This is a genomic window from Actinomyces sp. HMSC065F12 (assembly GCF_001814535.1).
In the GTDB taxonomy this organism is placed as follows: Bacteria; Actinomycetota; Actinomycetes; order Actinomycetales; family Actinomycetaceae; genus Pauljensenia; species Pauljensenia radingae_A.
Map to the genome: position 1 here is coordinate 61,825 of NZ_KV816954.1, position 24,729 is coordinate 86,553.

Consider the following 24,729-nt stretch of genomic DNA (forward strand, 5'->3'; position numbering starts at 1 on the left):
AGTTTCATGATGTTGTGGTCAGTGCCTGCGCGTGCGGCTGGCCGACCTTGCTACTTGCTGTGTTGCCCATACACGTTTTGATAGCGCGCGTAGAGACTGTCGATTTTGTCCTGAGGGATTGCGATCGGCTCGCCCAGCTGTCTGGCAATGTGGACGGTTCGCGCCACTTCTTCAACCATCGCTGCGGCTTTGACTGCGGCCCGCCCATCTTTGCCGATCGTGAAGGGCCCGTGGTTCTGCATCAGCACTGCCGGGCTGCGAGAATCCTTCAAGGTATCCACAATTCCGCGCCCGATGGAGTCATCTCCGATCAATGCGAACGGGCCAACAGGAACGGGGCCGCCGAATTCGTCGCCCATCATGGTCAGCACGCACGGTATTTCTTCGCCGCGCGCTGCCCACGCGGTCGCGTAGGTGGAATGGGTATGCACGACGCCGCCCACTTCAGGCATGTGCCGGTAGACATAGGCGTGCGCCGCCGTGTCTGAGGAGGGTGAGCCCTCCCCCAGAATCAGGTTTCCTTCCAGGTCACACACCACCATCGCGTCAGCGTCCAGCTCGTCATAGGACACTCCCGATGGCTTGATGACGAGCAGGTCCTGGGAGCCATCTTCGGCTTCTCCTCTGATTCGCTGCGACACGTTCCCTGCCGTCCATACGATCAGCCCCCATTTGGGCAGTTCCGCATGAAGTTCAGCGACGAGGGCACGCGTCCTGGCTACACGGCTGGTCAGTTCAGCGCTCCACGTGTCCGGGTTTCGCACGTCCATTGAGTCCTCCACATCGGCATTCGTCTCGGTCGTAGTGTGAGCGCCGAGGGCGACTCGCCCACCTGATCATGCGTTGATCAGACATCGGCTTCGATGTCCTCCCCAGCACGCCACCACAACGTTTCTGCTTTGTTTGATCCAGTGAGGTTAACGTTAACACACTGTGTCCAGGGATGGAACCTTTTTCACGCAATCAATTTTCCAGATGCCACGCGACGAAGTGCGCCTCGTTCCCCTCGTCAATGCGCAGAAAGAGGCGGGGCGGCGGTGGAGGCGCGCACGACCAACTCAGGAGTGAGCAGCGTGGGCGCATCTGGGGCCCGGCCTTCCAACGCGTGCATCATGACGGTGACGACCGCCTCTCCCAGCCCGCGAAAATCCTGACGCACCGTGGTCAGCGGTGGCATGAAGTAGCGTGCGCCCGGCTCATCATCGAACCCGACCACCGACACGTCACCCGGCACCGTTATGCCCGCACTGGTGAACGCGTTGATCAGGCCCAGCGCAAGCGGGTCATTTGCCGCAAAAACAGCGGTGGGTAAGGTGCCGTTCGCGATCGCTGTGCCAACCTCGAATCCGACAGAGGCTTCCCACCCTCGCGTGGAATAGACACAGGGCGTTAGCCCGTGGCGAGCCATCACGTCACGATAAGCCTTTTCGCGCCCCTGAGCTTCGAACCAGTCGGACGGGCCTGCCAGGTGGGTGATCGCCGTGTGCCCGTGGCTGACCAGATGCTCAACCGCCAGGCGTGCCCCCTCATACTGGTCAACCGCGACCGGTACGACGCCCAGGGATTCTGCTGTGCTAGCCGACGTCACTGCCACCACGGGAACAGACACGCGGATCGTTCCCAGATCCTCCGCAATGTCTTCGATGGGAGCCAAAATAACGATGCCTTCAACTGCCAGGCCGAGCATGTGGTCGATCGCGTCGCCCAGCGTGTCAGGTGTACACGAATCAATCGGCGCCACGGCGAGGAAATAGCCGGCCCGGCTGGCGGCGAGCTCAATGGACACCAGCATGGACGTCGGGCCGTAGTGCGTTGATGTGGTGGTGATCAGGCCGAGGGTTCCGGAGCGGCGTGTCACGAGTGCGCGAGCCACAGAATTGCGGCGGTATCCCAACTGCTCAATGGCATCGAGAACCCGCTGACGTGTATCTGGTGCGACTTTTCCACTGGCATTGAGGACTCGGGAGACGGTCTGATGCGACACCCCTGCCGCTGCCGCCACATCCATCATCGAGGGAGGTCGAGCAGAGTGATGCGCTATCACAACCACAGTCCTTTCTGTGAACAGATGACGCGACGCAATGTGCATGAAATCAGGAACGCGCGAGGCACAATACCGGATGGTGCACGGTGCAGGTCGAGCGTTCCCGTATCAGTAGTGTCTCACGAAATGGCGCAGATGTGAGCGTTCATATCGCTATTTGACTTCGAAATTACGCGCATGGGAGAATCTGCCTCTTTTCTCTTGCGCACGAGGCCTGGTAATGAGAAAGTAAACGTGTACCAATTCACATAACAAAGGAGGTTCGCTATGTCAGATCTGGAGAACACTTTCGACAAGGCTGCCGGTAAGGTCAAGGAAACTGCTGGAGATGTCAGCGGCGACAAGGATCTCGAGGCTGAAGGCAAGGTTCAGAACGCCGAAGGCAAGGCCAAGGACGTTCTGGAAAACGCCTCCGAAAAGATCAAGGGAGCTGCCGAGGATGCCGCTGCTGGCGCTCGCGCTCTGGCCGATCGCGCAAAGGACGCACTTAGCGGCGACAAGGGCGAGTGAGTTCACTTCTCACTTTCCCAATAAGGTCGCGCCGGGTGGCCCATTGAGGTTCGACCGGGCGTGTGCCTGCTGAAAGTGTCGTGGGGCCTGCAGTCAGTAGACTGCGGGCCCCACGTTTATCAGGTCACGTGCCTGTCCGGAAGCACTGCCGCTGCCGGCGCAAGCCGCGCGAGCATCACCTCGCCCCTCGCGAGCGTTATTTTGCGGCAACAGTCTCCAGTTCAGGATCCGGCTGGTGCGTGATGCGGTTACGCAGATCGCGGCGCACGATTTCAATGGACCACATCCACACGATGTGCCCGAAGAACTCTGAGAAGTGCTCAGCGAAGGGCTGCTCCCACGGGGCGGGCACAATGCCGATGGCGGGCATCAAAATGACATGGAAAACGACGTACACGACGATGCCGAATGCTGCGCCCTGCCACAGAGTGACCTGCTTGCAGACCTCAGCGAGCAGGCAGTACAGCAGTGCGAAGAAGATCGCGAACGAGAAGTGAATGATGAAGGAGTAGATCGGAAGCTCGTTGCCGTTATAGATCACCGACGTGTGGGACATGTCGGGTGACATTCCGAGCATTTCGAGTGTGGATTGCGGAGGATTGGTTGCATTGCGTTCAGGTGTGCGCGGTGGGAACGGAACTTCCCAGCCGAATTTCACGATGGCGGAAAAGAGGCCGGCAATCAGTCCGACGAGCGCCGCAACCTTGTAGTTACGCTGCTCTGGTTTTGTGGTCAACATGTACCCTCACATTTAGGCTGTTTCCAGGCGCGAAGGTTCACTGCGATCCGGTGACCACTATGCAGCGAATGCTCAGTCGCCTCCAGCCTCGCTGCGAATCTTGCGGGGCACGTGATGTCACGTGCTCAGCGATTATTATTCACCCTCACCAGCCACAATGACAAAATCTGCCCGCGCTCGGTTCAGCTTGTGCCGTGTGCTGTGGCCCGCTCACCCTCGTTCCTCATCGACGAGGGCGGCGCCACCACTCACGAGGCACCAATGATTACTGCAGTGCGGCGTTGATCTGTGCGCGCAGCTTTTCTTTAAGACTGGGCGCAGCCCACGAAATGTCTACTGCGTTGAGGCTGAGCTGGGCGAGGAACGCGTGGTCGACCTCGGACTCGTTAGCCAGAAGCTGGAAGTTTTCCGCAATGTAGCCGCCGAAGTAGGCGGGATCATCTGAGTTGACAGTGACCTTGACGCCCCTGTCGGCCAGTTCCTTGATCAGCGGGACTTTGGAGCCGTCGGATACCCACGTATTCGACACAGGGCAGCATGTCAGGCCGATGTTGCTGTCCACCAGATACTGCACGAGTTCCGGGTCTTCGATAACGTTCGTTCCGTGATCGATGCGGTCAACCTTGATGGTGTCGATAAGCTGGCGGATGTGGTCAATGGAGTGGGCGATATCCACGTCGGCGTGCATGGTGAGCAGGAAGCCTTCGCGACGCGCGCGGGCGAACACCTCGGTGAACTTGTCTGGCGCATTTCCCGTTTCATCTGAGTCCAGCCCCACGCCGATGATCCAGTCCTTGTATGGCAGGGCTTCGAGCAGTGTTGCCATCGCGTATTCGGCCTGGAAGTCGCGCAGGAAGCACATGATGAGCGCGGATTGGATGCCCAGGGTGGACTCAGCTTCGAGCTGGGCGCGGTGCAGCCCGCTGATGACGGTGTGGAAGTCAATGCCGCGGCAGGTATGCGCCTGCGGGTCGAAGAACATTTCCACGTAACGCACGTTCTGTTCGGCGGCTCTTGTCAGGTATGCCAGGGCGAGGTCGTAGAAGTCTTCACTGGTGCGCAGCACGTTCATGCCGTCGTAGTAGGAGGCGAGGAATGAGGCCAGGTCGGTAAAGGCGTAGGACTGCCTCACTTCGTCCGGCGTGGATTCTTTCAGGGTGATTCCGTTGCGCTCGGCCAGTGCGAACTTGAGTTCGGGTTCGAGCGTGCCCTCGATATGCAGGTGCAGCTCAACTTTTGGCAGGTTCTGAATGAACGGTGAGATTTCCATGGCAGCTATCCTTCGTTGAACGTGGATGTTACCTGCAGAATATAGGCGTCCCGCGAGGCCACGCAAAAGCTATGAGTCAATATTCTGCTCGGCTTTCGCCTGTCATTACCTGCCATTGCAGCACTAGGTGCAGGCACAATTATCACAATCATCTGCGCAGTCACGGCGACGATGACGGCGGGTTATCTGCTGACCCGCTTCATGGGCGTCAGTCATGCGACCGGAATTCTGAAAACGTCGCGAACCGCTATCTGCGGCGCTTCTGCGGTTGCAGGCATCTCCCCTGTCGTTTCTGCGCGCAGTCAGGAGGACGCGGACAATGCAGCGGCAACCGCGATCGCTTGCGTGACCCTGTTTGGAACAGTCACCCTCGTTGTTTTGCCGGCTGCTGCGCACACGTTCGACCTGTCGCCCACGCAAGCTGCCGTGTGGCTGGGCGCGTCCATTCACGAGGTTGGCCAAGTTGTCGCGGCCGCGAATATCTACGACCCCGCCGTGTCTGACCTGGCGACGGCCGTGAAACTTGGCCGCGTAGTGTGTCTGGCGATCGTCGTTGCCATTGTCGGTATCATTGAGCGCCGCGTTGTGGAGGTACGTCATGAGCGTGCCCACGTGACCGGCTCCGGCAAGCGTCCACCTCTGATTCCCGCTTTTGTGGCTGGCTTCCTCGCTGCTGTAGCTGTTGCATCACTTTTTTCGGGTGTCCCGGCAGTCAGCAACGTGCTGAATACCCTGGAAAGCACAGTTGCGACACTTCTGGTAGCCTGAGTCGCTTTTGCTGCCGCGTCTTTTCTGGGCACTGGCGCCATGTCCATTCCCGCCGCGACTCCCGACGAGGTGCAACTGTTTCGCAGGTCCACAAAGAGAGGTTTCCACACGATCGCTCACCACGAAGTGGCAGATTGGCTATAATATACGGTGTAATTTCATTCGCATGTTGCAAGACATTACCCATAAGTTCTCCTATGGAGAACTCTGACATTTGTTCACACGAGTTTTCAGTGAGGTTACAGTGGCCAGAGCAATACGACATTGCTTAACCCTGGTTTTAGCATTGATGCTAATGCTGGGATTCGGAGTAGCGCAAACCACTTCGGCAGCTCAAGCTGCCCCGGCTGACGGTACAGCCGACGGGGTACGAATTGAGATTCTGCCGGAGATTTTCGTCAATGAGGCAGGCACGGTTTTTGCCGATCCAACCGATACTATCGGAGTTCGTCGCTCTCAGACTGTGTACGGCAGCTTTCAGGGTGATGCGGTGAAGAAGATCTGGCAGGATGTTGCTTTCAAAGTGTATGACGAAAGCGGCAACCTTGTCGACACCACGAAAGGTGTGGTTGGGGATCGCGCCCGGTGGGGTGGAGCCAAATACCTTGGCCCGTACCCGCAGGGAAAGAGTTACACCATCAAGGTCGATACTTCCACGCTTCCAGCTGGATACCACTCATGGTTCACTCGAAAAGAATCCGGGTATCCTGAAAATCTCGGTGGCAAGGCCGACCTCATGACAGTCAGCAAAGACGCACTTTCTGCCACCAAGTCACAACAGGACTCCAATCCGATTGCGGAAACTCGCTTCCACATGGACATCGTGACCATGGCGTATGCCAAGAACGCCGAGGTGGCCAAGGATCTGTTCACGATGAATGGCGACACGGTCACTGGACTTAACCCGAAGTACAAGGAAGGCACAGACTATATCCTGAAAACGGTCAGTCAGGACAGTCAGGTAGTTGCCCCATCTTCTGCGGAAACAGAAAAGCTGTCTGCTGAAGGCTACCGCCCTGGTAGCTTCTACTTCATGTACGAGGACAAGAGGTTCTCAACAAAGTCGATCAAAGCCATTGGAGGCAATTTTGGATATCTTCGCTACTGGGCGGGCGCCGACCATGTGAACACCACCGATAAGTTCAGGACCTCCAGTGTCTTCACACTCACGCTCAACCAAACTCTGCCCGTTGTGAACTTCTACACCGAAGCTCCGCAAGAGGGAGAAACCGCAGAACCGCTGGCTTCCAGGAACGTGTATTTCCAGCATTCACTGGCTCAGAACTGCCTCAGTGACGGCACAACATGCTTGCCGAAGGAACTCCCCGCTGCGCCAGCCAGGGAAGGAATGATCTTTAAGGAGTGGAACACAGCAGCCGACGGTTCAGGAACGACCTTCAACGATTCAACAGTGGTGACCGAAGACCTGAGCGTGTACCCGGTTTACGTGGCTAATGCCGCTCCAGTTCTGGAAGTGAAGGATGCGACGATTAGCGCTGGCGACCAGCTGGATTTGCGTTCCTTGATCACGAAGGCCGCCGATGAACAGGACGGGCCTGATCTGACCGCTCAAGTAACCATTGAGCCTGGTGCGTTCGATTCCGATCAAGCCGGAACATATCAGATTACGTACACGCTTACCGACGCGAATGGAGCCACCGTCACCAAGATCGCAACTGTGACAGTGAATGAGAAGGCTAAGCCTGTGCCACCTGCTGAGGAGCCGACGAAGCCTGAAAAGCAGCAACCGAAGCCGAAGCAGAATGTTGTTGTCAAGACGACCGCAACGAATCGTCTAGCCGCTACAGGATTTTCGGGCGGTGCGCTGTTGGGCTCAGCATTCCTGATCAGCGCAGCGGGTGCGTGCCTGGTGCGCCGAGTAAAGGTCAACAGCTAACAGCCGGCGGAGCTTTCCACCTGCGTTTTCAAGGTGGGCTCCTTCTGAGAGTTTCAGAAGGAGCCCACCTTGGCTCTTTGCTGACACCACATTCCTGACAACACGGTTTTCACTGTTGAGCAGCCCCCGACGCGGCTACGAGGCTCCATAGATGCGTGAAGGTTCCGTTCTCGACAAGGATATAGAGGCCAAGCCCGATGAACACGATCGGCACAATGACTCTTTCATACTTTTCAACCGTCTCACCAATTGCCGGCACAGAAGCCAGGCGCTGCGACAGCACGCATAGCCCCTGAATCCCCAGAGCGAAGACTGCAACGATAATCAGAATCTGGATGACGGTTTTTCCCGTGAAATAGGGGACGTAGATTCCGACGTTGTCTCCGCCCATTGCGAGTGTGAGACCGGCGAAAGCGAGGATTGTCGAGCCTTTCTTGCTCAGTTGTTCTTCTATCTCATCCTCGTCAACGTCCTCATCGACCAGAACCGCTCGTATGCCAAGTGCGATCGGAATGAGGCCCAGCAGACCAATCACCCACTCCTGCGGGATCAAGTTCAAAAAGAATGCCGCAATAAGGCTGACTGCCACGAGGATTCCGGTGCCTAGGTACTGCCCGAAATAAACTGATTTGCGGTGCTGTTTTCCCTGGGTGGCGAACAGGATAGTCAAAATGAACAGGTAGTCGATTGATGTCGACACGAATACCAGTGCGGCTGAAAGGATAATGTCCACAGCTTGCTCCTTCCATCTCGGGTCTGCTTGCAGCTGATGATGTGTTCGGATGGCTTACGGATAACGGAGCGAGCGCTGGGCCAGAGCGTGGGCCCGCGATCACCTACGCAGTCGCCTGTGCGTACAGGTCGAACAAGTGCGCGGCGATTTTTTGCTCGTCACCGTCAAAGTCGACACTATACGCAGCTTCAACCGCTGCATCAAGTTCGCGGTGGGCGCGTGTCAGCGCCGGGTACAGCCACGCATTGTCTGGATCGTACAGGTCAGCCAATGTTGCGCCCTCGTATTGATCCCGCGCATCAAGAACTGCCTGCGCTTTTTGTTGAACGAGTGCGCGTTGAGCATCATTAGCCTTCGGCCACACAAAATTGTTATACACGATGGTATTCGAGTAGTTATAGTCGCTCTTTAGCCTGCCCGTCACTACCCGAGTCCATGCATTATGGAATTGAGAAGTAAAAATCCCAAACTCATAAAGTCCCGCATCGGCTATGAAATAGAGCTTATTCCCTGGAATCATTCCATTATCGACAAAATCGACTGGGATATATTTGCGACGCTCCGACGAAACTGGAGGAACACCAATGAATCGATCCCCCTTCGGCGCTCTCACTTCATCAAAAAGCCACGGAGTTTCTGCTTTCTTCCGGGTAGCGGCCTCCACCGAGTTCTCTCTGAATTCTCTTACCCTGCGTACTCGTTCGAGAACATGCGGCATCACGCGCAATTCCTGTGGCGTGCAGTCAACAAGCCACAAACAATATCGTTTCCTGCCTTTGATGAACTCTTCACCCATCGAGAAGCGGCGTATCCATTTCTCCGCTCTTGACTCGACTGCGAGCAGAGCCTCCTTTTCCGCTTCCATCATCAACAAATTCCCGTCGTCCGTCGGCTGGGAACCTCTCACCATAGGGGGCACATCGCACAGCGGTTTGCTGCGACGTTCGATAAAGACATTCGCAGCGTCAACAAGATAGCCATTGATATTGCCCACCGATTGCGAGACGCCCTCGTCAATTTCTTGAACGTCAAAAAGCACCTTCTTTTTCCGCGCAACATAGCTGAAGCCGACGATGACGACGTGGACATGTGCCTGATCACTCGCCTCGTTGCCCCACACAAATGATCGATGCGCAAAGTTGATGGTGATTCCGCGTTCGAAGAGCGGTCGCCACAATGGCGCCACCTGCTGACCCTGGCAGATCGAATTCGTGGAAACAAAGGCAGCCTCGATCGAGGTCCCCTCCATGTAATCCGCCGCTTTGCGGTACCAACCAGCGACATAATCCAGCAAACCGTGCTGCTTCATGCCGTCAAAGACCAGCTCCATATCTGCTCGCTGCTGAGCAGACTTGTTCGAGTAGCCGATGAAAGGCGGATTCCCCATCACAAAGCTGCATCGCTGAGCAGGCAGAACGCTCTGCCAGTCCATAGTCAGCGCATTGCCTTCGTGAATGGAAGCCGAATCTCGCAACGGGAGGTCGTCGATCTCACGCAAAATGATCGTCTCGGATTCAATGTTTGCCTGCAGCTCCGCAATCCACAGGGCCGTGCGCGCAACAGACACCGCGAAGTCGTTGATCTCAATCCCGTAAAACTGGTGCAGCGACACTTTGACCGGACTGTCTCCAACCTCCTCGAAGTCGAGCATCGTCTGGTTACGAAGCAGCTCGCCTATAACGACGTTCTCCAAGCGCCGCAGCTCAATGTAGGTTTCCGTCAGAAAGTTGCCGCTGCCGCACGCTGGATCATACACGCCGTTCACCTTGGTTTTACCCACCAAAGTTAGGCGCGCAAGCAGTTCAGAAACGTCCTGCGGGGTGAAGAACTCGCCACCCGACTTGCCTGCTGAAGATGCGTACATTGTCATCAAGAACTCGTAAGCATCCCCAAACATGTCAATCGAGTGAGAGCTGAAATCACCAAGTGGTAGATTCCCAATCTCATTCAAAATCCGCACCAGCTTCGCATTACGAGCCGCCACGGTATTACCAAGCTTCGCGCTGTTCACATCCAAGTCATCGAACAAGCCTTTAATGTCGCCCTCTGACTGGGAGCCAACAGCTGAACCCTCAATATTGCGAAAAACCTGCTCAAGCCGCTCATTCAAATCCGGGTCAGAAGCCGCGTTCTTGCGCACGTTCTCAAAAAGTTCGGAAGGGCGAATAAAAAAGCCTAGTTCTGCAACCGAACTATCGCGACCATACTCGGCTAGATCATCGGGAAGTTGAACGTAGTCAAAATCGGGATCCGTCTCGCGCTCCAGCCGGTTCACGTGTTGAACAAAACGTTCGGAAATGAAGCGGTAAAACAGCATGCCGAGCACGTACTGTTTGAAATCCCAGCCATCTACCGACCCGCGTAGATCATTAGCAATACGCCAGGTAGTCCGATGTAGCTCTTGTCTTTGAGCCTCACTACCCACAATAAACTCCCGATACCACTAACCAGTTTAAACGCCGCAACGGGCCACTTTCATAAGGATATCGAGAGAGTAGGACAAAGATTGCGCGCAACATGCACTAAAGCAGTTTGGCCGGCCACACCCCCTTGAATACTCCTTAAAGTCAACGCGCAGAAGCGGGCGGTCGGGCACGCGGCCTCATCCAGTTCTACGGCGCGGGGCACGCCGGTAGGTTCGCCGGACGCCTCGTCCAGGTGCAGAACCTACCGCGTAACTATCTGCCTGACCTCGACGCGCTCGAACTGCTCTACGACTCCGTGCCAGACACCCTGAGCCAGTTGATCCGTGCCACGTTCATCCCCAACGCCGGATGCCGGTTCATCGTCGCTGACTACTTCGCGATTGAAGCCCGTGTCATCGCCTGGCTCGCCGGAGAAGCATGAACCCTGGCAGCGTTTGAACAAGGCAAGGATCTGTACTGCGAGACCGCGTCGCGCATGTTCGGCGTCCCCGTCGAAAAACATGGCATCAACGCTGAGCTGCGCCAGGTGCTCGATATCGGCGTACGAGCCTTGAGTTCCGGCGTCAACGATCCGACTACGGTCTTCCGCACCACCGGGCAGTGCTAAACCAGCCTTCGAGACCTGGTTGAGAACCCGATCTACCCGCAGGTTAAGCGCGACGAGAACGGCAGGCTACTGGTCTGGGCGGTCGCGAGGGAACTCGAGGAGATAATTGACGACTTCTGCGGCGAGATACGTCGCAATGGTTCCGACGAACCCCTAGTAGTGATCTCGCTGCTGCAGGTTCTCGAATCGGTTTATAGCGTCGCCGACCAAAAACATCAAGCGCTTCGTTGTCAAGCAGCAGAAGCGAATCATTGCGGCTGCTGAGAAACATATCGAGGACCCGGTCGACCTAGAAAGTGTGAAGAAGGCAGCCTGGGAGAAGGATCTGCTGAAGGATCCCTCGCCAGAAAGCGGCGTCTAAAGATAAAAGCTGCCCCTCCGAGTCGAAGTGCGGAGGAGCAGCTTCATGGAGCCAAGGCTCCAATTATGTTGCTGGAAAGGTTTAGCAGGCGGCAATCTCTTCCCGCAGCTGATGCTTGAGCGTCGGGGTGGCCCACGAAATATCCACCGCATTCAGGCAGAGTTGCTTGAGGAAGTCCTCGTCTGCGTCCAACTCATCGGCAACTAGCTGCAGATTCTCGCCGATGTAGCCGCCGAAATATGCAGGGTCGTCGGAATTGATGCAGATCTTAATTCCCTTGTCAGATAACTGCTTGATCAGCTGAGTCTTGGAGCCGTCCGAAACCCAGGTGTTGGAAATCGGGCAGCTGGTCAGGCCGATCTTGTTGTCCACCAGATACTGCACATAGTCGGGGTTCTCGCTGACGTTAGTGCCGTGGTCGATGCGGTCAACCTTGATCTCCTCGATCAGCTGGCGGATGTGCTCGATCGAGTTCTTAATGTCGACGTCGGCGTGCATAGTCAGCAGGAAGCCCTCCTCACGAGCGCGAGCGAAGACCTCGGCGAACTTCTCAGGCGCGTTGCCAGTCTCGTCGGAGTCCAGCCCGACGCCGATGATCCAGTGCTTGTAATCCAGGGCCTGGGTCAGCGTGGCCATCGCGTACTCGGCCTGGAAGTCGCGCAGGAAGCACATGATCAGAGCCGACTTGATGCCCAACTTCTTCTCGGCCTCGACCTGAGCGCGGTGCAGGCCATGGATGACGGTGTGGAACGAGACGCCACGGCAGGTGTGCGCCTGGGGGTCGAAGAACATTTCCACGTAGCGCACGTTCTGCTCGGCTGCCTTGCTCAGGTATGCCATGGCTAGGTCGTAAAAATCCTCGGCGGTCAGCAGCACGTTCATGCCGTCGTAGTACGCAGCCAGGAAGGACGCCAGATCGTCGAAATCGTATGATTCGCGAACCTGCTCGGGGGTTTCCTCGGCGAGCTTGATGCCATTGCGCTCGGCGAGCTTGAACTTCAGCTCCGGCTCGAGCGTGCCCTCGATGTGTAGGTGCAGCTCTACCTTGGGCAGTTTCTGAACGAAGGGTGAAATCTTCACTTTGACTCCTAGTTGCTGGAAATTACGGGATCGGTGACGACGAACTTGACGCAGTCGATCAGGCCCAGATCGGTGATCGCCCACTCCGGGATTGCGGTGATCGACAGGAACAACAGCTGGCCGAATGGCGACGGCAGGTCGCTGCCCAACTCATCGCGGGCGATGCGATCCATCTCCTGTTCGGCAGCGGCCATCTCCTCAGCTGGAATGTCAGCTACGATGCCGGCTACCGGCAGTGGCAGCCTGCCGATGACGTCGCCATCGGCAACAGCCACCTGGCCACCTCCAAGCCTAGTCACCTCGTTGATGGCGAGGGCCATGTCTGCCGCATTGGTTCCGGCCACCACGACGTTGTTGTCATCTGGCGAGTTGGAGGTCGCGATCGCACCCTTCTTGATACCGAAACCGTTGATGAAGGCAACCGGCAGGTTGTCGGTCTTGCCGTAGCGCTCGGCGACGGCAACCATGATTGCGTCCTTTTCGATGCAGGGCTGAACCACGCCGTCGACGATGTCCAGCTCGATCTCCGCGCCGGGACGGCGGAAGGCCACGTCCTTGCTGAGCACTATCGCCTGAACGACTGCCTTGGAGCCCTCGGCCTCGACCTTGATGCGGCTTGCGTCCACTTCCTTCAGCTTGAAGGTGTCGGCGACAACCGAGGTGCGCTCGGGCGCCACCGGAGCTACGACCGACTTGCCGTTCTCGGCGACGATGCGGCCAGCGGTCATCACGCGTGCGGGTCGGAAGTCATTCAGGTCGTCCACGAACAGGATGTCGGCGAAGCGGCCGGGTGCGATCGAGCCGATCTTGTGATCGAGCTTGTACATGCGGGCGGTGTTGATCGAGCCCATCTGAATTGCCTGCATCGGGGTCACGCCGCACTCGATGGCCAGGCGAACCACGTAGTCGAGATGGCCACGGCCAAGCACATCGCTCGAGGTTATGTCGTCGGTGCAGAAACCGACACGGTCGCTCGGGGCGCCCATCTCGGTGACCAGCTTGATGTTCTCGCGCAGCATCGGGGCCGCGGTAGACTCCCTGATGATGATGTCGATGCCGTTGCGCATCTTCTCCAGCTCTTCCTCAGGCGAGTATGACTCGTGACATAGGACAACCCCGGAAGAGGCGTATCCAGCCACCCTGCGGGCGTCCACCAGAGGCGCGCAGCCGAAGGCGTGCAGTCGGTTCTTCTCCGCAATGTCCATCGCGGCCAGAACGTCCTCGTCACCGTCCTCAACCATCTCCTGAACCGTCTCCCACAGGCCGACGCACTCGGGCATCTCCTGGGCTATCTTGTGGTCCTCGGCCTTGAACGCATAACCGACGTTGGACTCGGGGATGGTGTAGGGCGCCTTAGCCGGTGCTCCCCACCAGACGTGTACCGACGAGTCGGCGGCCTCCGCCAGGAACTCCTTCACGCCGTCAATGCCTGCGGCGACCAACACCTGATCGAGTCCGGAGATGACCGAGGTGGTGCCATAACGTGCGACCATGTCGGCGAGCATCGTCACAGAGAGCTTCGAGCACTCGATGTGCATGTGGCCGTCGATCAGACCCGGGGTCAGGTAGCGGCCCTCGGCGTCGATGATCTCGGTATCGGGGCCCTTCTGCGCAGACACGTCGCCGACGGCAGCCACACGGCCGTCCGCGATGGCCACGTCTGCTGGATAGATTTCGCCAGTTAGGACATTAACCAGCTTGCCGTTTTCGATGATTTTGTCAGCATGTGCCCTGCCGTAGGCCACATCCATTACGTGCCGGTTAGGCATTTCTACTCCTTAGCTTTGCGGGCGCGCGGTCACGCGATCCCTAAATTCTTCTTCTTATTGGTGATTGTGAGTGCTATGAACAGGAGGCCGCTGACCACTATCCCGGCGGGAATCGCCAAGTCAGGGGCATATTCCGGGTGTTGCGGCGAGATCGCAGCTGCAATCGGGCCGATGAAATATCCGGTGTTGGCAAATAGCGCGGAACCGATCATTCCGGCAATCAGCGAGACGAATCCGGGCAGCTTCACGCCCCCGACACCCCAGTAGACCCCGCCCTTGTCGTTCATCAAGCCAGCCAGATCGTAATTGCCGCGTCTCATAACCCAATCGACGAGATAGATCGTGATCCAAGGTGCTAGCCAGACGCTCAGCGAACCGACGAAGGCGCTCAGCAGCGCGTAGAACGACGACTGGGCGACCGCGAAGATAGTGATCAAGATGCAAATTATCGAGTCAGTGACGACAACCATCGGGCGCTTTGCCGGGATGCCGGCGGTCTGCAGGTTAAGTGACGACGAATAAAGGTTGGTGCCGTTTTGTACCATCAGGCCGAAGCCCACTAGAAGCAGAAACGGCACAGAGAACCCCGCAGGCAAGATCGCGGGAACGGCTAGCGGGTCGGAGAGGTCAACGTCGGGGCCGACTGCGACCGTAGCCATGGCGGCGCCTAGGCTCTGCAGCAAGAGGTACGGCACGAAACCGCCCAGCGCGGCCCAGGTGCTAACCGATAACGGGCTGGTTTCTTCGGGCAAATATCGTGAGAAGTTCGAGCCGGAGCATGCCCAACTCAGGCCGCCGGAGACCACTACTAGACTGATCGCGCTGCTCATCGCGTTGATGTCGGCGCCTACCTCGCCCGTCGCGATGTTTACCTTGGGCAGGATCAGCACTGCCAGGATTACGAACGCGCAGGCGAAAATGATTGTGGCGAATTTCTGCGCTGCCATCAGGAAGTTGTAGCCGATCAGCGGCAGCAGCATTTGGATAAGGCCGAGCACCACGATGAGCACGACCTGCGTAACGCCCGAGATATCGACGCCGAAAATGCCTAGTAGCGCGGCAATCGCGTAATAAACGAGCACCAGACCGGCAGCTTCGAAGCCGAGCAGCATCAGCCACGAGAACAGGCCATTTGCTCGTCCGCCTCGAGGACCCAGGCTAGAGCGGCTGATCGTCATGTTGGTCGTGCCGGTCTTGGGGCCCTGCAACGAGGCCAGCGCCAGCAACGGGTAGGCGATTAGGTTGCCGATGACGATCGCCGCGATAGCCTGCCAGAAACTGAGGCCGAAAAGAATCACCAGCAGCGCGCCGTAAGAGACGGTGAAGATGTTCGTGGTTGTACCGGCCCAGAGGAAGAATAAGTCGATGGCTTTTCCGTGCCGACGATTTGGTGGGACGAGATCAATGCCCTGTTGATCGATACCTGAAGAGGTTTCAAGAGCCGCTGGATCTGACAAATCGTCTCCTTAGTTTTCAAGGTGCCCAGCCGAACTGGGTTAGGATCCGATCCAGAGTTTATAGAACTGACTAGGCCGATTCAACTTGCTGTTAAGCGATTTCTGGTTTAACGCCGTCCCTAAAGAAATAGAGCTGTCACACGTTCCCGCCGGCGAACTTAACCTCTACCTCGTAGTCGGCCTTGTCCGTGCCCACGAGCACCGCCTTAACGTGGGACTTCAGCAGCCTCGCGGTGTGCTCCTCTGATTTCTGCAGCGGACCTCCCTTGATCGCTTCGTCCCTGTTCTTATCAGTCTCGGCGCTGAGAAAATCTGTCACGTCGTCCACCGAGACCTGGTTTAGCGGGTTGAACGACTGGTCATAAATCTCGACACTGGCCGGGTCTATCGACTCGCCCAGAACGTCGGCCGCGTGCGCGTCGTAAACGCTCCTGGTTGGCCGCACCCTTCCACACAGCAAATCTTCAACCTAATACTTCATTCTCTCGGAACTGAACCAACGACCTCCCATTTGAACCACTCACGCCCCCAGCGCGACTGTGCTGCGATTTTGTATCCAAGTCGGGTTGAAACCTTCAAAGAAAGTTAACGAACCCAGTTTCTCGTGGAACATGCGCAGCCGGTTGTCTTGTTGACGCTCAGTAAGCCCATCTGCAGTCAGAAACGTGTCGAGCTCGCTGCGAAGATCGTCAAGGAACAGAGGATCAATGACCTCGTGGATGTTTTCCGGACTGGTATAGTGCATACTGCCGAAACGACGAGTTTCAGGGTTCAAGGTCGATTCAAAAACCCCACCGAAAATGGTCGGTGAAATCTGCGACCAATCTGTATCCTGCGCCACCTCGTTCAGCAGAAGGGAGCGGATCGATTCAGTGAAATTCGGTATTTCCACGTTCCCCTTGAACAGACCACCGTTGACATAGGGGAAAGCCCGCAGACGATCCGACAGGTACGGATCGCGGTCAGGAACCGGCGTATCGAGCACCTTAAACAACTCGAGGAGAGCCGAACGCAGCTGCTGTGCATCGAAAGAGGACAGATACCGGTAGAACGCGTCCTTCTCGAACAGTCCCGCATCCTCAGCGAACAGGCAGAACACGATTCGAACACACAGCACGTTGAGCGCGTGTTAAGCCTGCGTGGTTTTCGGATCGATATATTGCTCCAGCAACGCAGCACGGAGCTTTCCAACCAACGCCCCCGCATCAATCGAGGCAGCTTTCTCGCGGCTGGAGCGAAGCGAATCCGGGTCAGTAAGGCCAAAGACTTCTTGACGAACACTTCGATGCAGGGGCTGGATCACCTGCGCAGATTATTCTTCCCAGGAAAACATCGACGATGCCATGGCCGTCCTCGACGGCCGCGTCTACATCCACGCCACCCTCAGCGACGCTTCAGATTCGAGGGAAGCCGAGTCGACTGTTGCAAAGATTCGTGACGAACTGCATGCGCTCTTAGACTCCGTGCTCGTCGGCGGCATTACCGCCACGGACATCGACACCAACCTGACTGGCGAACGTGACCTGCGCGTCATCATCCCCCTCGCGCTCGTCGTTGTGTGGGTGATTCTGGCCATCCTGCTGCGCGCATTGTTGCTCCCCACCATCCTCATCGCCGCAACAGTGATCTCCTTCGGCACTGCCCTGGGTACAGCCTCGCTTGCGTGCAACCACGTGCTGAAGTTCCCCGGCGCCGACCCATCCGTAGCACTGTGTGGCTTCTTATTCCTGGTTGCGCTTGGCATCGACTACACAATCTTCCTCATGACGCGTGCCCGCGAGGAGGCCCATCACATCGGAACACGCCCAGGAATCCTCAAGGCGCTGACGGTGACAGGCGGCGCCATTACGTCGGCAGGCACCGTGCTCGCCGCGACGTTCTCCGCGCTCGTCGTCATCCCGTTGATGTTCATGATCCAGCTGGCGTTCATCGTCGCGTACGGCGTGCTCAAAGACACGCTCATCGTCCGAACGCTGCTGATCCCAGGCTTGGTGCTCAACATCGGCCCTCAGATCTGGTGGCCATGGCAGAAGCTGGCCGAGGCTGGTCCGGAACGAGCAAGCTGGATCCCACGCTCAATCTCAATAATGAGGACAAGACATTCACCAGACAAAACCCTTATCAGTTCGACGAAGTCGATACTTTAACCACTGACACCAAAAACCTCCACATCACAGGTGGAATCGTCAGGCTAAGGGCGCAGTGGGCCATCGCTCCGAAGGTCGTAGCGAAAGACCTGGCGATTACCGTCGGTGACACGCTCGATCCCCAGTCGTTGCTCGTGTCTGCCACCGACTACAAGGGCCGCGACCTGAAAGATGACGTCAAGATTGAGGGCGCCCCGGCTAACTCCAGCAAGGCTGGTACTTTCCCGCTGACCTTCACGGTCACCGATGAATTTGGTGTGAAGAGCAATACTGCTACGGCAAACCTGGTCATTAACCCGACTCTTGAGGTTGCTGATAAGACCATTGAGTTCGGTGGGGACTTCGACACCCTCGTCACGAACTCCGCTGGCGGGAACGTTACGCTCGACCCGAATTCGAAGTACGACGTGAACAAGCCTGGAACCTACGACCTGACCTACACGGTCACCAGCGAGGATGGGACTACCAGCGTCACGAAGACTGCTCGCCTGACAGTGAAGAATCCCCCGGCGAAGCTTGCCGTTAAGGACGTTACGATTTGGGAGGGTGAGCCCTTCAAACTTGCGGACATGATCACCAAAGAGGGGACCGACAGTACCCCGGTTCCTGATTTGAACGCCGAGTTCAATTCAGCTGTCGCTGGCACATATCCGGTTGAAGTCACCGTTACCAATGCCGACGGCGTTGAGACCAAAGAGACCGCGAACTTGATCGTCAAGAAGCGCATCGCGGAAGTGAAGCCCGCGCCGACACTGGAGCTGAAGGATCTGGAGATCTGGGAAGGCGACCAGATCGACCTGTCCTCCATGGTTTCCAAGGCAACCGGAGGTAAGACACTGGCCAATCCAGACTCGAAGTTTGACGCCAACAAGGCTGGCGAGTATCAGATTGAGTTCACGGCTACCGACCAAAATGGTGCCACGGTCACCAAGACTGCGAAACTCATGGTGAAGCCACGACCGGAAGAGCCGAAGGTCGAATGCGCCATCCCCGACGCTGAGGGTGCTAACGGTAAGTACTCGATCAGCTCGACTGGCAAGCCCGGACTGGCAGCCACTGGTTCGAACGCAACAGGAGCCGGAATTGCGGCACTGTTCGCACTGGCTGGTGGTGCGGCGCTCGTACGCCGCAGGAAGCACTAACCGGAGGTAACACGAAAGTGGGGTCCGATTCGTCGGGCTCCACTTTCGTTACGCCTGAAAATATCATACCGAGTTGTGCCAGTGAGAAGCCACGCGCAATGGCTCTACACGCCGAGGACGACGTTCGTCCACAGCGTCAACAGCCTGTCGTTATCAACAGCGGTCACCATGTTTACCTGTCTTGGCTTGGCAAGGAATTCCTCGTCGCCGCAGGTGCCCTCGCCCGATCCCCCATCGCAGGCCTCCAGCAGTTTGCCCCTGGGGTCGCGTGCCAGCATAAAGCGGCCTGCCTCCTCCTCGACAACCTCCGGGCACAGCATCTGGGCGATGACCACCATGTCGTGTACCCACATGCCGTCCACCGGCCGCGTGCGCGTGCTGTATTCGATCCACGGACTCAGCCATGCATCTATGGCTTCGGCCCGCTCACGCTGCTCGGGCAGGTCGCCGGCACGTTGCCTGACCTGTTCCCACCGCTCGCGCGAAAGCTGCGTCGTGCGCGTGACATCGAGTGGCACAACTGTCAGGTCGATTCCAGAGGCGAACACGATGGAGGCCGCCAGCGGGTCGATCGCAAAGTTCGTGTCGACAAGGTCGTCGTACCCCTGGCATCCGCCCATCATGCGGATCTCTGCCACATGGCGGGCAGCTTCCGGCTCGAACCGGATCAGTGCTCCAATGTCGGTCAGCGGCCCGAGGGCAGCGATTGTGACCGGGCCGCCGTGTACGTGCGACATGACATCGTGAGCCAGCCGTGCCGCCACTTCCTGCACGGACTCGCACGGATCAGACGCATCCTGCTGTGCCGACTCCCCTTGCGCGGGGTATTCCTCCCCTTGCCACAGGCGTGCAACGTCAGGCGCGCGACGGGGCGTTTCCATCTTGTCCCGCCAGGCTCCGCGTGACACATATGTGTCGAGGGGAACGTCGCATCCTGTGAGGATCGGGGTGCTCACACCGAATGCCTGCGCCAACCGATGCGCCGCCTGCGCGCCTTCCGCGGCGCTGACGTTTCCAAAGACCGTCCACACCGACGCCAGATCCAGCTGGGGGCTGGACCACGCTAAGCACAGTGCCAGCGCGTCGTCGACGTTCGCACCTGGAATGCCGTTGCCGGGGTCGCAGTCAATGATGAGTGGCATCAATAAAACCTGAAACTTTCGTGAAGTGAGAGTGAGGAGCGGGCTAACAGCTGGCCCGCTCTACGAAGTATGTTGTCGGAACGATGGTGGCGGCCGCGCCTGACCCCAGCAGCGAGGTGGCGATCTGAGCTGACAGATCAGCCATATCCACGTGGATTCCCGACAGTGCCGGCACACAGTATTCGGCATGCGCAGTGATGTGCATGGCCACCACACTGATGTCGTCGGGGATACGCACGCCCAGTGATGCCAGGCGCGCCATGAGCCCTACTGCCTGCATCTCATTGGACACGACCACCCCGTCACAGCCCAGGTTCACAAAGTGTTCGGCCATCTGCCACCCACCCTCGTACGTGTAGGGGGCACTCAGGTGGTGGGGGTGATCTTCGGGATTGCCGTCTGAACCGTCGTCGAGGGCGTCGAACCAGCCTCGGCTGCGTTCGGCGGAGTTGATGCGTCCGCGCGGCCCGCCCAGGTGCCCGATGGTCCTGCAGCCGCGTTTCTTGAGTTCGCGCGTCAGATCTGCGGCGCTTCCTCGTTCGTCTTCCAGGACGCTGATACGCTGCCCTGCAACTTCGCCAGTGTCTGTCGGAGTGCACGCATTGGCGAATACCACCGGCCGCGCGAAGTCTTTCAGCAGGTGAGCAGGCGGCGGCTGATCAACCGAGTACCACACCAGGCCAGCGACCTGCTGGCTCATCATAGTCTCGATGATGTCTTCTTCTCGCTTGAGGCAGTCGTGTGAATCAGCGACCAGCAGCGAATACCCATGATCGTAGAACTCGTCTTCGATGCTTTGGAGCATGTGTGCCAGGAACGGGTTCGCCAGGTCAGGGACAACCACTCCGAAAGTGGTGCCTTTGCCTGTCAGCAGTGCCCTGGCCGCGTTGTTCGGACGGTAGCCGGTCTGCTTAATCGCTTCCAGCACACGTTTGCGGGTTTCGGGAGCAACGGGGCGCGAACCGTTGTTGATCACGTAGCTCACGACTGCTGTTGACGTGCCCGCCAGCTTGGCAACGTCGTTCTGAGTAGCTCTTTTCGCCATATCGATGTCTGCTTGGGGTCAGGGCGTCCTCGTCGCGCTAAAACAAAGACAGAAAACCGGCATCGTGCATGAAGGCGATTTTCTATCCTTCACTTTAGCATCGTGGCCTAGATGGCATCTTCGATCAGTGTGAGGTCGCGGCCTCGAGTCTCCGGTGCGAAGAACGTGGTGATGAAGCCGATTCCAGCGGTGACCATGAAGTAGATGGCCAGCGGGATCCACGAGCCGGTCGCAGCCAGCAGTGCTGACGCGACCATCGGAGCGGTTCCGCCTGACAGGATGGATCCCAGTTCCTTGGCAATCGCCATTGTTGAGTAGCGGTGGCCGACGCCGAACAGTTCGACGCCGTAGGCAGCCTGCACGCCGAAGATTCCGAGGGAACCCAGACACATGCCGACCACGATGACTGCTCCGACAACGAGGGCGTCGCGCGATTCCATGAGGAAGAATGCGGGCACGCCGTAGATGACGAGCAGGGCGCAGAAGACGCGATAGGTGATGCGTCGTCCGAACCTGTCGGACAACCAGCCAGACAGTGGGATGACAGCAAAACCGAGGATCGACGCAATCAGCACTGCGGTCGTGGGGACGGACTTGTTCATGCCCAGCGCGTTGACGGTGTAGCCGACCAGGAATCCCTGAGCCATGTAAGACGGGCCGTTTTCACCGATGCGCAGACCCAGCATGACCAGGAAGGCTTTCCACCCGAATGTCGACTTAGCGGGCTCGTTTTCCGCCTTGTCGAGGTCGGCCAGTTCGCGTGCTTTCTTCTCCTGATAGGTCTTGAAGACGGGGCTTTCATCCATCGAGCGGCGAAGGAACAGTGCGAATGCTGCGACCAGCACAGAGCACAGGAACGGGATTCGCCATCCCCAGGAAATGACCTGTTCGTGCGGCAGCAGCAGGACCAGCAGCCACACGATCGAGGCGAGCAGCGTGCCGCTGTTGGAGCCGACACCGATCAGCGAGGCGACCAGGCCGCGGTGGCGGGTGGGTGCATATTCGGCCAGCATGACTGCGCCGCCGGAAAGTTCGGCACCTGCACCGAATCCCTGGCAGATGCGCAGCAGGGCGAGCAGGATCGGCGCCCAGATTCCGATGGAGGCGTATGTGGGCAGAAGGCCGATTCCCGAGGTTGCGATACCCATGAGGGCGACGGTGAAGACAAGGATTTTCTTCCTGCCGACGCGATCACCGAGCCGTCCCAGCACGAATGCGCCCACGGGGCGGGCCAGGAAGCCGACCGCGTAGGTGATGAACGCGGAGAGCAATGCGATGATCTTGGTTTGTTCAGGGAAGAAGACATCGCTGAAGACCAGGCCTGCTGCCATTCCATACAGTGCGAAGTCGACGTATTCCATCGTCGTGCCCAGCCAGATTGACACGATTGCGGACCAGAAAGATTTGCGTCCGTGGGTACTTTCGAAGTGTTGATCGGCTATTTGATTGCGATGCTTGATGTGCGGCATCTGCCCTCCCCTGTTTCACAGGTTCACCATTGATTTCTGCGAGACGCATTCTATACGTATAGATACGAGGGTGCAAAACACTCTGGTCACTCGAAACGCCTCACTAAACGGAGGGAATCCAGGCGCATACTGAATTGGCCTGAGTTTTGAGAGCGGCGTGTTAGGCAGCCTTGAAGGCTGCGTGTTGAAAATGGTTGGTGTATCTCTCACCGGGTGGGATGTCCCCAATCGATGAATACAACCTGTCGGTATTGCACCAGTGGACCCAGCCGATAATCGCGGTCTCCCTTCTTGCCTGTTGGCCCAGGCAGCAACTTCAACGTGAATCAACTCGGACTTGTACCGCCCAATGACTGACTCCATCAGCCCATCGTCGTAGGCATCCCCAATGGCACCGATTGAGCCATCCATCCCGTGGCGTTGCAGCAGGTCGCGCAGATCAGTCAAGGTGTACTGACTACCCGCATCGGAGTGATGTATGACCCCAGCAGACTTAAAGAACGAGTCCTGACACTTCCGTGTGGCCAACGCCTGCCTCAAGGCACATGCGACCAGACTGTTATCCGTCTGGATGTCGACGACTGCAAGGATTTCTCTGGTGCACACGTCCTCAACAGAACTGACGCACACCCAACCCTGCAAGGTAGAAACGTAGGTGAAATCCGCCGCCCGCCACTGATCGGAGTGCGTTGCGACTTCTTCCGGCGCACGCTTGATTCCCAGGATGTTCATCAGTCGTTGTACCTGGTCACGGCCAATCCACCATCCAGCGCGCAGGAATACTTTCCAGAGTTTGCGCCTGCCACATAAACGCGCCTCGCCTTCACCCACAGCGTGTACAGCTTGTGGGCAGCATACGCTTCCTCGAGTTCGGCCTGTGTGGGGGGCAACCCGGCTGATGTAACGGTAGTAGGTTGCTGGCGAAATGTCGTATTCGTGCTCGTTGAACACGTGGCACATCCGCTCGATGGAATACAAGTGCCGGTGAATATGCAGAAAATTCACAATCACTTGAGCGCGGTAACGCTCCGCCTAGGCAAAAAAGCTGACGTCAGCTTCAAGATCTCGTCGGCTTCCTCAAGCCGGGCATTTTCCTCGCGTAGCTTGTTAAGTTCGGCATCTTTATCCGCCTCACTGGCTGCTACTTCCAGCGCCTCGGCCTGTTCAGCCTTTCTCATCCAGTTGCGCAACGTGGATGCTTCGATTCCCATCTTTGCTTCCACAACACGAATAGCTGCCGGCTTCGACGAGGCACCGCCAGCAAGGATATCAAAGCATATCTTCACCGACCGCTCCCTGGTCTCCTGGTCATAAGCACTGATAGCTATAGAAAAACCTTGCTAGGTATAGCATGCCCTCTCACAAACCCAGTCTGATTTACACCAGTTATAGGGAATGCAGATCCCATCGATAAGGATCTGGCCCATATATCTCGCCTGCAACTTGCGCTTTAGGTACTCGAACTTCCCAGCATCAGGCCGTTTTAGTGACAAGAGAGGTTTTAATTATCACGAGTTCCGTAATAAAATATCCTTCTAGCAGCAGTTTTATAAACAAGTCAGCTTGCGTTTTAGAGGTAATGTCAGTACGTGATTTAACTGCCAGGCACCCCAAACCGGTCGATCACAAGTGCTCGTCGAACAATAATTCAAAGCTTCATACCCCTCATCAAACCCCAATAACAACGCATTAATACTCATAATTCGGGTATGATCCCCAAACCACGAGTGACGGTGGTTAATTAAGCTCACGAAGCAATCTCTTACTACAAGAACCTTGGGAAATTTTGCTTTGCAGAGAGCAGAAGCAGTTCCTTACTTCGATATTTACAAGTTCCTTGAAAATAGCGAAGCCGCCCATATTCACTGCTCATATGGGCGGCTTACGCTACTTTAACTTCTCAGTTTTAGTCCTTTCTGACTTTCTTCCTACCAGCAGCAATCAGTAATCCGCCGGCTGCAAGAATCATCGCTGCGACTTGATACGGCATCCCAGCATATCCAGTTTTCGAGAGCTTTCCAGACTTGCGAGATTCAGACGCTTTAACGGCGTCATCGCCGTTCTTGTTGCTCCCACCATTCGGGTTATCAACCTGGACCTTCTTCCACACAGCCTTCACGACC

At 57.3% G+C, this 24,729-nt stretch carries 23 protein-coding genes and 2 pseudogenes; 7 read left to right on the top strand and 18 right to left on the bottom strand.

Annotated elements, in window-relative coordinates:
* Nucleotides 1-50 precede the first annotated feature (50 nt).
* Together HMPREF2975_RS03010 and HMPREF2975_RS03015 are read right to left on the bottom strand one after the other, a co-directional pair.
* Nucleotides 51-770 carry an L-ribulose-5-phosphate 4-epimerase gene (locus HMPREF2975_RS03010; protein WP_070725670.1) on the bottom strand — a complete coding sequence of 240 codons (720 nt, stop codon included), beginning with the start codon at nucleotides 768-770 and terminating at the stop codon, nucleotides 51-53.
* 239 nt (nucleotides 771-1,009) lie between these two features.
* Nucleotides 1,010-2,044 carry a LacI family DNA-binding transcriptional regulator gene (locus HMPREF2975_RS03015; RefSeq protein WP_227469163.1) on the bottom strand — a complete coding sequence of 345 codons (1,035 nt, stop codon included), beginning with the start codon at nucleotides 2,042-2,044 and terminating at the stop codon, nucleotides 1,010-1,012.
* A gap of 267 nt (nucleotides 2,045-2,311) precedes the next feature.
* Between HMPREF2975_RS03015 and HMPREF2975_RS03020 the strand changes: the two genes are divergently transcribed.
* Nucleotides 2,312-2,554, top strand: a complete 243-nt coding sequence (locus tag HMPREF2975_RS03020) for a CsbD family protein (protein WP_058236068.1) — start codon at nucleotides 2,312-2,314, stop codon at nucleotides 2,552-2,554.
* A 196-nt stretch (nucleotides 2,555-2,750) separates the two neighbouring features.
* On the opposite strand, the gene HMPREF2975_RS03025 is transcribed toward HMPREF2975_RS03020, so the two are convergent.
* Nucleotides 2,751-3,293 (bottom strand): YagU family protein, encoded by a 543-nt coding sequence (locus tag HMPREF2975_RS03025; RefSeq protein ID WP_070725672.1) that lies wholly within the window; start codon nucleotides 3,291-3,293, stop codon nucleotides 2,751-2,753.
* Between the two features lie 265 nt (nucleotides 3,294-3,558).
* Nucleotides 3,559-4,563, bottom strand: a complete 1,005-nt coding sequence (add, locus tag HMPREF2975_RS03030) for an adenosine deaminase (protein WP_070725674.1) — start codon at nucleotides 4,561-4,563, stop codon at nucleotides 3,559-3,561.
* 84 nt (nucleotides 4,564-4,647) lie between these two features.
* On the opposite strand from add (HMPREF2975_RS03030), the gene HMPREF2975_RS03035 reads away from it, so the two are divergent.
* Both HMPREF2975_RS03035 and HMPREF2975_RS03040 read left to right on the top strand, forming a co-directional pair.
* Complete coding sequence (locus tag HMPREF2975_RS03035) at nucleotides 4,648-5,331, top strand: YeiH family protein (protein WP_227469165.1); 684 nt, start codon at nucleotides 4,648-4,650, stop codon at nucleotides 5,329-5,331.
* A 289-nt stretch (nucleotides 5,332-5,620) separates the two neighbouring features.
* Nucleotides 5,621-7,228, top strand: a complete 1,608-nt coding sequence (locus HMPREF2975_RS03040; protein WP_083314368.1) for an immunoglobulin-like domain-containing protein — start codon at nucleotides 5,621-5,623, stop codon at nucleotides 7,226-7,228.
* A gap of 109 nt (nucleotides 7,229-7,337) precedes the next feature.
* Here HMPREF2975_RS03040 and HMPREF2975_RS03045 read toward each other — a convergent pair whose 3' ends face one another.
* Together HMPREF2975_RS03045 and HMPREF2975_RS13045 are read right to left on the bottom strand one after the other, a co-directional pair.
* The gene (locus tag HMPREF2975_RS03045; RefSeq protein WP_070725679.1) at nucleotides 7,338-7,961 is read right to left on the bottom strand and encodes a CadD family cadmium resistance transporter; all 624 of its coding nucleotides are present in this window, start codon (nucleotides 7,959-7,961) and stop codon (nucleotides 7,338-7,340) included.
* A 103-nt stretch (nucleotides 7,962-8,064) separates the two neighbouring features.
* A complete protein-coding gene (locus HMPREF2975_RS13045) occupies nucleotides 8,065-10,386 on the bottom strand; it encodes a type I restriction-modification system subunit M (RefSeq protein ID WP_193599964.1) in 2,322 nt (773 codons plus the stop codon).
* Nucleotides 10,387-10,535: 149 nt separating this feature from the next.
* Between HMPREF2975_RS13045 and HMPREF2975_RS12910 the strand changes: the two are divergent.
* Together HMPREF2975_RS12910 and HMPREF2975_RS12735 are read left to right on the top strand one after the other, a co-directional pair.
* A pseudogene (locus tag HMPREF2975_RS12910) lies at nucleotides 10,536-10,913 on the top strand (DNA polymerase); the annotation flags it as partial.
* Nucleotides 10,914-11,258: pseudogene (locus tag HMPREF2975_RS12735) on the top strand (DUF2254 family protein).
* Between the two features lie 178 nt (nucleotides 11,259-11,436).
* On the opposite strand, the gene add (HMPREF2975_RS03060) reads toward HMPREF2975_RS12735, so the two are convergent.
* From add (HMPREF2975_RS03060) to HMPREF2975_RS12450, 6 genes are all read right to left on the bottom strand, one after another.
* Nucleotides 11,437-12,435 carry an adenosine deaminase gene (gene add, locus HMPREF2975_RS03060; RefSeq protein ID WP_058236076.1) on the bottom strand — a complete coding sequence of 333 codons (999 nt, stop codon included), beginning with the start codon at nucleotides 12,433-12,435 and terminating at the stop codon, nucleotides 11,437-11,439.
* A gap of 8 nt (nucleotides 12,436-12,443) precedes the next feature.
* Nucleotides 12,444-14,204 (bottom strand): adenine deaminase C-terminal domain-containing protein, encoded by a 1,761-nt coding sequence (locus tag HMPREF2975_RS03065; RefSeq protein ID WP_058236077.1) that lies wholly within the window; start codon nucleotides 14,202-14,204, stop codon nucleotides 12,444-12,446.
* 29 nt (nucleotides 14,205-14,233) lie between these two features.
* The gene (locus HMPREF2975_RS03070; RefSeq protein ID WP_070725683.1) at nucleotides 14,234-15,661 is read right to left on the bottom strand and encodes a purine-cytosine permease family protein; all 1,428 of its coding nucleotides are present in this window, start codon (nucleotides 15,659-15,661) and stop codon (nucleotides 14,234-14,236) included.
* 136 nt (nucleotides 15,662-15,797) lie between these two features.
* Nucleotides 15,798-16,106: a DUF4230 domain-containing protein gene (locus HMPREF2975_RS03075; RefSeq protein ID WP_058236079.1), complete on the bottom strand. Its 309-nt coding sequence runs from the start codon at nucleotides 16,104-16,106 to the stop codon at nucleotides 15,798-15,800.
* Nucleotides 16,107-16,181: 75 nt separating this feature from the next.
* On the bottom strand, nucleotides 16,182-16,778 hold the full coding sequence (locus tag HMPREF2975_RS03080) for a type IIL restriction-modification enzyme MmeI (protein WP_058236080.1): 597 nt from the start codon (nucleotides 16,776-16,778) through the stop codon (nucleotides 16,182-16,184).
* Between the two features lie 12 nt (nucleotides 16,779-16,790).
* Nucleotides 16,791-16,964, bottom strand: coding sequence for a hypothetical protein (locus tag HMPREF2975_RS12450; RefSeq protein ID WP_157843490.1), 174 nt, complete (start codon nucleotides 16,962-16,964; stop codon nucleotides 16,791-16,793).
* A 40-nt stretch (nucleotides 16,965-17,004) separates the two neighbouring features.
* Between HMPREF2975_RS12450 and HMPREF2975_RS03085 the strand changes: the two genes are divergently transcribed.
* Both HMPREF2975_RS03085 and HMPREF2975_RS12740 read left to right on the top strand, forming a co-directional pair.
* A complete protein-coding gene (locus tag HMPREF2975_RS03085) occupies nucleotides 17,005-17,808 on the top strand; it encodes an MMPL family transporter (RefSeq protein WP_058236081.1) in 804 nt (267 codons plus the stop codon).
* Between the two features lie 89 nt (nucleotides 17,809-17,897).
* Nucleotides 17,898-18,950: a bacterial Ig-like domain-containing protein gene (locus tag HMPREF2975_RS12740; protein ID WP_257525375.1), complete on the top strand. Its 1,053-nt coding sequence runs from the start codon at nucleotides 17,898-17,900 to the stop codon at nucleotides 18,948-18,950.
* Between the two features lie 104 nt (nucleotides 18,951-19,054).
* Here HMPREF2975_RS12740 and HMPREF2975_RS03095 read toward each other — a convergent pair whose 3' ends face one another.
* From HMPREF2975_RS03095 to HMPREF2975_RS03120, 6 genes are all read right to left on the bottom strand, one after another.
* On the bottom strand, nucleotides 19,055-20,092 hold the full coding sequence (locus HMPREF2975_RS03095; RefSeq protein ID WP_058236083.1) for a nucleoside hydrolase: 1,038 nt from the start codon (nucleotides 20,090-20,092) through the stop codon (nucleotides 19,055-19,057).
* Between the two features lie 43 nt (nucleotides 20,093-20,135).
* Complete coding sequence (locus HMPREF2975_RS03100) at nucleotides 20,136-21,137, bottom strand: LacI family DNA-binding transcriptional regulator (RefSeq protein ID WP_070725687.1); 1,002 nt, start codon at nucleotides 21,135-21,137, stop codon at nucleotides 20,136-20,138.
* 107 nt (nucleotides 21,138-21,244) lie between these two features.
* On the bottom strand, nucleotides 21,245-22,606 hold the full coding sequence (locus tag HMPREF2975_RS03105; RefSeq protein ID WP_070725688.1) for an MFS transporter: 1,362 nt from the start codon (nucleotides 22,604-22,606) through the stop codon (nucleotides 21,245-21,247).
* Nucleotides 22,607-22,621: 15 nt separating this feature from the next.
* Nucleotides 22,622-23,566, bottom strand: a complete 945-nt coding sequence (locus HMPREF2975_RS13050) for a DDE-type integrase/transposase/recombinase (protein ID WP_413772593.1) — start codon at nucleotides 23,564-23,566, stop codon at nucleotides 22,622-22,624.
* Between the two features lie 47 nt (nucleotides 23,567-23,613).
* Nucleotides 23,614-23,817: a hypothetical protein gene (locus HMPREF2975_RS03115; protein ID WP_157886315.1), complete on the bottom strand. Its 204-nt coding sequence runs from the start codon at nucleotides 23,815-23,817 to the stop codon at nucleotides 23,614-23,616.
* Between the two features lie 695 nt (nucleotides 23,818-24,512).
* Nucleotides 24,513-24,729 (bottom strand): hypothetical protein (locus tag HMPREF2975_RS03120; protein ID WP_141757265.1); only part of this gene is annotated, 217 nt, incomplete at its 5' end.

Bases quoted from the DNA above. Each gene is read 5' to 3' on its own strand.
- HMPREF2975_RS03010 (WP_070725670.1), bottom strand. From the start codon at position 770: ATGGACGTGCGAAACCCGGACACGTGGAGCGCTGAACTGACCAGCCGT.
- HMPREF2975_RS03020 (WP_058236068.1), top strand. From the start codon at position 2,312: ATGTCAGATCTGGAGAACACTTTCGACAAGGCTGCCGGTAAGGTCAAG.
- HMPREF2975_RS03025 (WP_070725672.1), bottom strand. From the start codon at position 3,293: ATGTTGACCACAAAACCAGAGCAGCGTAACTACAAGGTTGCGGCGCTC.
- add (WP_070725674.1), bottom strand. From the start codon at position 4,563: ATGGAAATCTCACCGTTCATTCAGAACCTGCCAAAAGTTGAGCTGCAC.
- HMPREF2975_RS03040 (WP_083314368.1), top strand. From the start codon at position 5,621: ATGCTAATGCTGGGATTCGGAGTAGCGCAAACCACTTCGGCAGCTCAA.
- HMPREF2975_RS03065 (WP_058236077.1), bottom strand. From the start codon at position 14,204: ATGCCTAACCGGCACGTAATGGATGTGGCCTACGGCAGGGCACATGCT.
- HMPREF2975_RS03085 (WP_058236081.1), top strand. From the start codon at position 17,005: ATGGCCGTCCTCGACGGCCGCGTCTACATCCACGCCACCCTCAGCGAC.
- HMPREF2975_RS03095 (WP_058236083.1), bottom strand. From the start codon at position 20,092: ATGCCACTCATCATTGACTGCGACCCCGGCAACGGCATTCCAGGTGCG.
- HMPREF2975_RS03100 (WP_070725687.1), bottom strand. From the start codon at position 21,137: ATGGCGAAAAGAGCTACTCAGAACGACGTTGCCAAGCTGGCGGGCACG.
- HMPREF2975_RS03105 (WP_070725688.1), bottom strand. From the start codon at position 22,606: ATGCCGCACATCAAGCATCGCAATCAAATAGCCGATCAACACTTCGAA.
- HMPREF2975_RS13050 (WP_413772593.1), bottom strand. From the start codon at position 23,566: ATGTGCCACGTGTTCAACGAGCACGAATACGACATTTCGCCAGCAACC.
- HMPREF2975_RS03115 (WP_157886315.1), bottom strand. From the start codon at position 23,817: ATGGGAATCGAAGCATCCACGTTGCGCAACTGGATGAGAAAGGCTGAA.